Genomic DNA, 914 nt, shown 5'->3' with positions numbered 1-914 from the left:
CCGACGATCGCGGCGCCGAGCTATGCGTCGGATGCCGCGAGCGCGGCGGCTCAGCAGGCGGCGGCCGCGGCGGCCAACGGCTCGAGTGCGCTGATGCGGGCGACCCAGGCGATCCAGGCCATGCAGGCGACGCAGGCCGCGGCCCGCAGTGCCGCGCAGACGGCCGGCACGTCGCGGACGCTGCCGCAGGTGGTACCCAACGGCCTTGCGCCGGGCGGGCTGCAGGTCGCGCCGGGCGCGTCTGACCCGAAATCCGGGCTGTGGAGCGGCGCCAGTCTGCCGACACAGGCGATCGTCAACGGGCGCACCAGCGTCGGGATCAACCAGACCGCGTCGCAGGCGATCCTCAACTGGCAGAGCTTCAATGTCGGCGCGCAGACCGACGTTGTGTTCAACCAGCACGGCAACGGCAGCTGGGTCGCGCTCAACCGCGTCGTCGGTAATGTCGGTCCGAGCCAGATTCTCGGCAACATCAGGGCCGATGGCCAGGTGCTGCTGATCAACCAGAACGGCATCATTTTCGGCGGCGCCAGCCAGGTCAATGTCGGCTCGCTGGTGGCGTCGACGCTCAACATCGCGGACAAGCAGTTCCAGGCCGGGCTGTTCAATCGCTCTCCTTTGGACAGCACAGGCAATCTGCAGGCGCCGATCTTCAGCAACGGCAGCGGCCCGACCGGCGACGTCATTGTTGAGGCCGGCGCGGTGATCGTCACCGCGCCGCCGCTCTCGGCGACGAAGGCGGGCGGCAATGCGTTTCTGTTCGGCGCCAATGTGCAGAACAACGGCAGCATCGTCACGCCGGGCGGCCAGGCCGTGCTTGCGGCCGGCACGTCGGTCTACATCACGACCAGCAGCGATTCGAGCAAGCTGGGCCTGTCGTTCAATGTGCTCAACGGCGGCACGGTCACCAACAA

Annotated in this window: 1 protein-coding gene; it reads left to right on the top strand. The window is 68.3% G+C overall.

Annotated features, from left to right (window positions below; genetic code table 11):
• Positions 1 to 914: two-partner secretion domain-containing protein (locus tag AB4Z37_RS32935; RefSeq protein ID WP_441520872.1), on the top strand; the 914-nt coding region annotated here is incomplete at both ends.

It is taken from the genome of Bradyrhizobium sp. 2TAF24 (assembly GCF_052115025.1).
Taxonomy (GTDB): Bacteria; Pseudomonadota; Alphaproteobacteria; order Rhizobiales; family Xanthobacteraceae; genus Bradyrhizobium_A.
Note: the sequence above shows the minus strand (reverse complement) of the source record. Positions and strands in the feature narration are given on the sequence as shown.